Origin of the sequence: Actinoplanes sp. NPDC051411, assembly GCF_040682075.1 — a bacterium.
Lineage (GTDB): Bacteria > Actinomycetota > Actinomycetes > Mycobacteriales > Micromonosporaceae > Actinoplanes.
On sequence record NZ_JBFBAD010000002.1, the window covers coordinates 196,764 to 204,498 of the forward strand.

Consider the following 7,735-nt stretch of genomic DNA (forward strand, 5'->3'; position numbering starts at 1 on the left):
GGCCATGTCGCGTCGCGTCGCGTTAGCGCTGGGCCTTCTTCTGCTGGTCGCGGGCTGTTCGTCACCGGCCCCGGCGCCACCGCAACCCACCGGGTCGTCGTCGCCGGCGCCGCAGATGGGCGACCCGACCCCGCCGGCCACGGCCGACTGCCCGGCCAGCGCGCGCATCCCGTCGCAAAACAGCACTATGCCCGAGATGCAGGGAGTGGGCCGCGGCGCGACATTGTTCGGGCTCTTCTTCAGCGGGCAGGCCACGGCCGGCGAGCAGATCAAGGTGGTCTGGCGGATGACCGGCGACGGCGCTCTGTCCATGGTGGCGACCGGGCCGGGCGGCCGGACACTTCGCCCGGTGTGGGGGCCCGAGCCGCACTCGGGAAGCAGCTACCACCGGCCGGGCGACGAGTGGGGCACCGGCTGGACGTTCCCGGCCGCGGGCTGCTGGACCATCCAGGCGACGCGCAAGACCGGTTCGGCCAAGATCGGACTTCGGGTGGCCGGTTAGAAGAACGCCCGGCCGCCCGCTCGCCTCGCCGAAAGTCACCGCCCGCGCACTGACGACCGGAAGTTTGTCCCCGGACAGCCCTCGACGCCGATGGCCATCTGTCGCATGGTGTACCGGTGACCACGCCCGAGCCTGCCGAGCCTCCCGAGGAGGACATGCCGTGGCTCCAGCCGACCACCGAGCTGCCCGCCCAGCCGGCCGGTCGCCGGCGCCTCGTCGTGCTGCTCCTGCCGGTGGTCGGGCTGCTGGTGCTCTGCTGCGGCGGAGCCGCGCTGACCACGTCGTTCTTCCGCGGTGACACCCCCAAGACCGGCTCGCCGACGCTGATCATCCCGTCGTCGGCGGCGCCCCAGCCGCCCGCGCCGACGGCCACGCCGTCGCCGACGCCCAGTTCGCCGCCGACCAGCAAGGCGCCGACCACGCACCCGACGACCCACAAGCCGAAGCCGACCACGGCCAAGCCGACCAGGACCAAACCCAAGCCGTCGACGTCGGCGACGCCGGGCGGGATCCAGCAAAACGTACGGCTGGGGCAGTTCTGCTCACCCCGCGGCGCGATCGGCATCACGCGGCGTGGCCAGGTGCTCCGCTGCGGCCCCAGCGTCGACGACCCCCGCAACCGCTGGCGCCCCATGGTCTGACGCAGACTGGCTGGATGAACGCTGGCGAACGGGGCGCGCGAGTTCGGGAAGTACGCCGCCGGCTCGCGCAGGACGGCCCGCCGTGGACGCGAGACCACGAGCGGGACTTCGAGACGGTCACCTTGCCGGAGCGGGACTGTGATCTGCTCCGGGATCTGCTGATCTCCGAGCGGGTCGCAACGGTGGTCGAGGTCGGGCTCGCCTACGCCAGTTCGGCCCTGGCCATCGGCGAGGCCCTGATCACCATCGACCCACCGAACCCGCGGCACGTCATCATCGATCCCTTCCAGGACCGGGCGTACTCCAACGTCGGCTGGGAGCTGATGCGCGACGCCGGGCTGGACTCGATCGCCACGCTGATCCGCTCGTGGTCGTCCATCGCGCTTCCCGACCTTGTCACCGAAGGTTTCGTCGCCGATGCGGCTTTCGTGGACGGAAGTCACCGGTTTCACGAGGTCTTCGTGGATCTCTACTTCCTGCGCAAGATCGTCCGGCCGGGCGGGCTGATCCTGCTGGACGACGACTGGACGCCGTCGGTTCGCACCGCATTGCGGTACTACGAGAAGAACCTGGGCTGGACGGCGATTCCCGAGGCCTTCGTCGGCGGAACCCCGCGCAACATCGGCGACGACCCGGCAGCCGAGACGGTCGCTCGCTGCCGGGCCGTCCGCCTTCCGGACTCTCTCGTCGAGCCGCCCTTCGAAGAGTTCCACCAGTTCTGACCCCGAGCCTCCTAGGGCTCGAGATCGACCGCGGCCCGGAACGACCCGTCCATGTAAAACGGGACCGAGGCGTGCTCGTGGACGATCAGCCACTGCCCGTCGACCCGGCTCAGGCCCACCGTCATCCGGTACCACAGGGTGAACGGCGAGTCGCCGCCCTTCGGGGTCGCCGTCATGCTGTCGATGCTGGTCGCGAAGGCGACGTCGCCCGAGGTCGTGATCTCCAACTGCGTCACGGTTCGCTTCGGCGGTGCCTCGAAGGTCGCCAGCCACGCGTTGAGCGGCCCCGGGTCGCGGCCGTCCATCAGGGCGCCCAGCGGCGGTGCCAGGCTGAACTGGACGACCTTGGGGGCGTAGCAGGCCTGCATGCCCGCCACATCTCCGGCTGCCAGCCGCTCGTAGCGGCTCTCGATGACATCTTGAATGTCCTGCACGTGACCCTCCTAAGGAAGAAACTTTCAGCCGGGACGTCGAAGTCGCGGCCGCCGTTTCGACATGTCGGTGAGCAGCGAGAAAAACAGCGGAGGAGCGGACACCCATGAAATACCTCATTCTCATCCAGTCGAACCCGCGGTCCCTCGAGGTCTGGGAGCGCATGACCGACCAGCAGCGGATGGACTTCGGCCGCGACCACTTGAAGCTGGACGCCGAGATGGAGGAGGCCGGCGTGCTGGTCGCCTCGGAGGGCCTGGCCGACCCGTCGCTGTCCAAGTGGGTCTCGGTGCGCGACGGCGAGACGATCGCCTCCGACGGGCCGTATGCCGAGGTCAAGGAGCATCTGGCCGGGTTTTATCTGGTCGACTGCCCGACCCTGGAGGACGCGATCGGGTGGGCGGCCAAGGTGCCCGACGCCGCGAACACCGAGGTGGAGGTGCGGCCGGTCCTCGACATGAGCGGGTGGGAGTTCTGACCGGGCTGGAGGATCTGCTGCGTACGGCGGCGCCGCAGGTCCTCGCGGCTGTGACCCGCCGCTATGGCGATTTCGACGCGTGCGAGGACGCGGTTCAGGAGGCGCTGCTCGCCGCGACCCAGCAGTGGCCGGTCGACGGCGTTCCCGACAATCCGCGCAGTTGGCTGATTACGGTGGCCTCGCGACGACGCATCGAGCTGCTTCGCAGCGATGCGGCCCGGCGCAAACGCGAGCTGCTGCCGCCGGATCCGCTTCCCGACGTACGCGGCGACGACGAGCTGACCCTGCTCGTCCTGTGCTGCCATCCGGCGCTCACCCCGGTGTCGCAGGTGGCCCTCACGTTGCGCGCGGTCGGCGGCCTGACCACGGCCGAGATCGCGCGGGCGCTGCTGGTGCCCGAACCGACGGTCGGCCAGCGCATCAGCCGGGCCAAACAACGGATACGGGACAGCGGCGCCCGCTTCGCCCTGCCGAACCCCGATGAGCTTGTGGCGCGGCTCACCGGCGTACGTCAGGTGTTGTATTTGATCTTCAATGAAGGTCACACCGCGAGCTCGGGCAGCCGCCTGCACCGCGTCGAGCTGACGCGCGAGGCCATCCGCCTGACCCGGCAGCTGCACGCCACCCGCCCCGACGACGGCGAGACCGCCGGCCTGCTGGCCCTGATGCTGCTCACCGACGCGCGGCGCCCGGCCCGCACCCGGCCCGACGGTGGCCTGGTGCCCCTCGCCGAACAGGACCGCACCCTCTGGGACAAAACGGCCATCGTCGAGGGCATCGAGATCATCACGCGGGCGCTGAGCAGCACTCGCCTCGGCCCGTTCCAACTGCAGGCCGCGATCGCGGCGGTCCACGCCGAGGCGACGCGGCCCGAGCTCACCGACTGGCCGCAGATCAAGGAGCTGTACGCGCTGCTCGACGCGCTCGCCCCCAACCCGATGGTCACCTTGAACCGCATCGTCGCGATCGCGATGGTCGACGGCCCGAAGGTGGCCCTGGACGCCCTGGCCAAAGCCGAGCCCGCGCTGGCCGAGCACCACCGGGTCGCCGCGGTGCGCGCCCACCTGCTGGAGATGGCCGGCGACCCGGTGGCGGCACGCGAGCACTACCAGGCGGCCGCGAAACGCACCCTGAGCCGGCCCGAACAGCGCTACCTGGAATCCCGTGCCGCCCGCCTGACCGAGCCCGACGGCCGCTGACCCCGACCGCGGTGTCAAGGCGGCTCAGCCGACCTTCGATCGTGTCAGCCCCGAGTCCACCGGGCGTCACACTCCACAGTGCCCTTGCTCATGGCCGTGTCGAAGGCGATCTTCCCCGAGCGTTCCTGGCCGGCGTGCAGCGAGCGGCGGTGCCGGATAGGGCTGCGCCGGCGGTTCCGGAAAATATCGTGAAGGCTGCGGAGGCCGATAGCTCACGCGAGGACTCCGAGCGGACCGGGTCGGTCCTCTGCGTGGTCACGGCGATGCGCCTGGTCGTATCAGGAGCGGACGACAACCTGCGAGGTGTGGTGTGGCGAGTGTTCGGGTTGAGGTGGGGGTGGGGCGTCCCGCCGCCGAGGTGTGGGAGGCGGTCGCTGACGTCGGGGCCGTGCACCGGCGGCTGTTGCCGGGGCGGGTCAAGGATGCGCGGATCGACGGTGACGTGCGGTCGAGGCTCGGGTCGAGCGGGGGATCGTGGAGATCAAGGACGTGCTGGAGAGGGTCCGCCGACCCGAAACGTATTGACGGACGCAACCGGGCCGACGGACCCCACCGGACCCGCCCGGGCGTACCGGGCGGGGATCAGGGCCGCAGCCACACCGCCTCGTCCCGGTGTGACTCCCGCGGGCCCGGGTAATCGAGTTTGTGCGGCAGCTTCCACGGCATGTGGACGCCGCCGCCCTCGATGGCCTTGAGCTCGGGTATGTAGCGCCGAACGTACACGCCGTCGGGGTCGAAGCGCTGCGCCTGCCGGATCGGATTGAAGCGACGGTAGGGGCGGGTGTCGTTGCCGGTGCCGGCGACCCACTGCCAATTGCCCGAATTGTTGGGCACGTCCCCGTCGATCAGCCAGCGGAAGAACCACTGCAGGCCGGGCCGCCAGTCGATGCCGAGGTGTTTGGTCAGGAAGGCGGCGGTGATCAGCCGGGCCCGGTTGTGCATCCAGCCTTCGGCGCGCAGCTGGCGCATTCCGGCGTCGACGATCGGCACCCCGGTCAGCCCGTCCTGCCAATGCCGGAGCGCGTCGGCGTCGTCCCGCCACGTCAGGTCGCCGGATGAGCGGTAGGCGCGGGTCGACAGGTGCGGGAAGTCGAGCGCCACCTGGTAGTAGAAATCCCGCCAGCAGAGCTGACGGACGAAGGCTTCGTGCGACTCGGCCTGGTTGGCGACGGAAAGCGGGGAGAGACAGCCCCAGCGGAGGTACGGGCTGAGCCGGCTGGTTGCGTCGGCGGCCATGTCGTCGTGCGCATCGGCGTACCCGTCAAGGTGCTGTTTGCAGGCGCTCAGCCGGCGCCGGCCCTCGGTTTCGCCGCCACCGGCGGCATCGGGGGATTCACCAGCGGGAATCGCCGGCAGGTGCCCGACCGAGAGGCCGTCCGGCAGGGTGATCTGGCGTGGGGTGGCCACCTCGTCGCGCCATTTCGCGGCCAGCCAGGCGCGGTGATAGGGCGAGAAGACGCGGTAGGCCGAGCCGCCTCCGCCCGGTGTCACGGCGCCCGGGTCGACGATCGTGAGGCCGGGAAAGAGTTTCAGGGCGATCCGATGCTCCTCGCAGGCCGAGCGAAGCCGCTGTTCACGCCGCCGGGCGTAGAGGCTGACGTCGGCGGACAAGCCGATGCCCTCGGCGTCGACGGAACGGGCCAGCTTGATCGTCTCGGCGACCGGGTCGCCGGTGCGGATGACCAGGTCGCCGCCGCGGTCGCGGAGCGCCGAGCGCAGGTCGGCCAGGCTCTGGTGGAGGAAGCGCGAGCGGTTGGGCGAAATGTCGGCCAGGGCGGGGTCGAGGACGTAGAGCGGGACCACGTGCGAGGCGTTGGCGCAGGCCGCGGCCAGCGCCGGATGGTCGTGCACGCGCAGGTCACGGGTGAACAGGACGACGGCCGTCCTCATCAGGCGGCCACCGGGGTGCCGGGCCGGGTGAGCAGGCTGCGCACCGCGACCGCGGCGCGGCGCCGATTCGGTACGGTCGCCCGCCGGGCGAAGACGTCGAAACCGGCCGCTTCGACCTCGTCGAGTATGCCGCCGTACAGCGCGTACGCGGTGCGCATGCAGGCCTGGGACGCCGGTTCGAGCATCGTGATGCCGGGAGCGGCGGCGGCATAGTGTTCCCGGGCGCGGCCCACCTCGTACGCGATCAGGTTTTTGATCTTTGGGCTTCCGACGGCGAAGTCCGAGGGCGTCACCCCGAAGTCCGCCAGATCGGACAGTGGCAGATAGATCCGGCCGCGCTCGAAGTCCTCCGCCACGTCGCGGATGAAGTTGGTGAGCTGGAAGGCGAACCCGAGTTGGCGGGCCGGCTCGCGGGCCGGCGCGGGATCGGAGGAGCCGAGGATCGGCAGCATCATCGTGCCGATCACGGCCGCCGACCCTTCCATGTATTCGAGCAGCTCGTCGTAGGTCGCGTAGCGGGTGACCGTGAGATCCATCGCCATGCTGCGCAGGAACTTGTCGAAGTCGTCAAGATCGAGGTTGAAGACCGCGATCGTGTGCAGCACGGCCGGCAGCAGCGGGTCGTCGATCGGCTCGCCGCGCAGGCCGGCCATGAAGTAGGACGACCACTCGGCGAGCCGGGCGGCGCGTTCCTTGGGCGGGAAGTTGTCGACGATCTCGTCGGCGTAGCGGGTGAAGCCGTAGAGCGCGTGCACGTGCCGTCGTTTCCAGGCCGGCAGCAGGCGGGTGGCCAGGTAATAGGTGCGGCCGTGCCGGCGGTGCAGCGCGCGGCAGTGCTCGTACGACGTGTTCAGTTCCACAGCTGCCCCTCAAAGAAAAATCGACGCACGAATCGACGCAACTTCAGTTCCAGGGTACGGTATTGCTCGTGGTCAACGACACCCTCGAGGGAACCCGGATACCCCGCCAAGCCGGGACCGCCACCACCGGTCCCCTCATCGACGCGGTCGAAGGAACCCTGGCCGACTTCCTGACCGACCAGATCGTCGCCCTCGAGGCGGTCGACCCGGCGCTCGGCGGCTTCGCCCGCACCACCCGTGACCTGGTGCTCGCGGGTGGCAAGCGGCTGCGGCCGACCTTCGCGTACTGGGGCTGGCGCTCGGTGTGCCACCCCGGCGCACCCGTCGAAGATGTGCTGCCGGCGCTCGCCGCCCTCGAGATGCTGCACACGTTCGCCCTGGTCCACGACGACGTCATGGACGACTCGGACACCCGGCGGGGCCGGCCGACCGCGCACCGCCTCTTCGCCGGCGAGCACGCCCGGGCCGGGCGACGCGGCGACGCTGACCGGTTCGGCAACACAGCGGCGATTCTCGTCGGCGACCTCTGCCTGATCTGGGCCGACCAGCTGATCGCCCGCACGCCGCTGGCCAGCGCCACCCTGCTCGAGGTCCGCGCCGGCTACGACCGCATGCGGGTCGAGGCGGTCGCCGGGCAATACCTCGACGTGCTCGGCGAGACCACACCCGAGACGTGGTCGGTCGAGCGCGCGCTGCTGGTCGCCCGCTACAAGACGGCCAGCTACACCGTGCAGCGGCCGCTGCGGTTCGGGCTCGCCCTGGCCGGTCTCACCCTGCCCGCGGTCGGCGACGCGTTCGACCGGTACGGGCGGGCGGTCGGCGAAGCGTTCCAGCTGCGCGACGACCTGTTGGGTTTGTTCGGCGATCCGGCGGTCACCGGCAAACCGGCCGGCGACGACCTGCGGACAGGCAAGCCCACCACGCTGCTCATGCTCGCCCACGAACTCGCCACTCCAGCCCAACGGGCGGAGATGGCGCTCGACCCCGCCGGAGCCGTCAACCCCGCCGACG

The 7,735-nt window shown here is 70.5% G+C and carries 9 protein-coding genes; 6 read left to right on the forward strand and 3 right to left on the reverse strand.

Features of this window, described 5'->3' with window-relative positions; genetic code table 11:
• The first annotated feature begins 4 nt into the window (after window positions 1-4).
• The 3 genes from AB0M88_RS01875 to AB0M88_RS01885 all read left to right on the forward strand — a co-directional run bounded on the left by AB0M88_RS01875 (window position 5) and on the right by AB0M88_RS01885 (window position 1,865).
• Window positions 5-502: a hypothetical protein gene (locus AB0M88_RS01875; RefSeq protein ID WP_364093887.1), complete on the forward strand. Its 498-nt coding sequence runs from the start codon at window positions 5-7 to the stop codon at window positions 500-502.
• Between the two features lie 116 nt (window positions 503-618).
• On the forward strand, window positions 619-1,143 hold the full coding sequence (locus tag AB0M88_RS01880; protein ID WP_364093890.1) for a hypothetical protein: 525 nt from the start codon (window positions 619-621) through the stop codon (window positions 1,141-1,143).
• A 14-nt stretch (window positions 1,144-1,157) separates the two neighbouring features.
• Window positions 1,158-1,865: a class I SAM-dependent methyltransferase gene (locus AB0M88_RS01885; protein WP_364093893.1), complete on the forward strand. Its 708-nt coding sequence runs from the start codon at window positions 1,158-1,160 to the stop codon at window positions 1,863-1,865.
• Between the two features lie 11 nt (window positions 1,866-1,876).
• Here the strand turns inward: AB0M88_RS01885 and AB0M88_RS01890 are convergent, their stop codons facing one another.
• Complete coding sequence (locus AB0M88_RS01890) at window positions 1,877-2,299, reverse strand: nuclear transport factor 2 family protein (protein ID WP_364093896.1); 423 nt, start codon at window positions 2,297-2,299, stop codon at window positions 1,877-1,879.
• A gap of 104 nt (window positions 2,300-2,403) precedes the next feature.
• Here AB0M88_RS01890 and AB0M88_RS01895 point away from each other — a divergent pair, with 104 nt between their 5' ends.
• Window positions 2,404-2,775 (forward strand): YciI family protein, encoded by a 372-nt coding sequence (locus tag AB0M88_RS01895; protein WP_364093898.1) that lies wholly within the window; start codon window positions 2,404-2,406, stop codon window positions 2,773-2,775.
• The gene (locus tag AB0M88_RS01900; RefSeq protein WP_364093901.1) at window positions 2,763-3,974 is read left to right on the forward strand and encodes a sigma-70 family RNA polymerase sigma factor; all 1,212 of its coding nucleotides are present in this window, start codon (window positions 2,763-2,765) and stop codon (window positions 3,972-3,974) included. Before AB0M88_RS01895 ends, AB0M88_RS01900 begins: the two co-directional genes overlap by 13 nt.
• A 582-nt stretch (window positions 3,975-4,556) precedes the next feature.
• Here AB0M88_RS01900 and AB0M88_RS01905 read toward each other — a convergent pair.
• Entirely contained in the window at window positions 4,557-5,864 is a 1,308-nt protein-coding gene (locus AB0M88_RS01905) for a deoxyribodipyrimidine photo-lyase (RefSeq protein ID WP_364093903.1), read from the reverse strand.
• The gene (locus AB0M88_RS01910) at window positions 5,864-6,724 is read right to left on the reverse strand and encodes a phytoene/squalene synthase family protein (RefSeq protein WP_364093906.1); all 861 of its coding nucleotides are present in this window, start codon (window positions 6,722-6,724) and stop codon (window positions 5,864-5,866) included. Before AB0M88_RS01910 ends, AB0M88_RS01905 begins: the two co-directional genes overlap by 1 nt.
• A gap of 98 nt (window positions 6,725-6,822) precedes the next feature.
• On the opposite strand from AB0M88_RS01910, the gene AB0M88_RS01915 reads away from it, so the two are divergent.
• The coding region (locus tag AB0M88_RS01915; RefSeq protein WP_364093980.1) for a polyprenyl synthetase family protein at window positions 6,823-7,735 on the forward strand (913 nt) is incomplete at its 3' end.

Coding starts and splice junctions, on each gene's coding strand:
- AB0M88_RS01905 (WP_364093903.1), bottom strand. CDS start 5,864: ATGAGGACGGCCGTCGTCCTGTTCACCCGTGACCTGCGCGTGCACGAC.
- AB0M88_RS01885 (WP_364093893.1), top strand. CDS start 1,158: ATGAACGCTGGCGAACGGGGCGCGCGAGTTCGGGAAGTACGCCGCCGG.
- AB0M88_RS01875 (WP_364093887.1), top strand. CDS start 5: ATGTCGCGTCGCGTCGCGTTAGCGCTGGGCCTTCTTCTGCTGGTCGCG.
- AB0M88_RS01895 (WP_364093898.1), top strand. CDS start 2,404: ATGAAATACCTCATTCTCATCCAGTCGAACCCGCGGTCCCTCGAGGTC.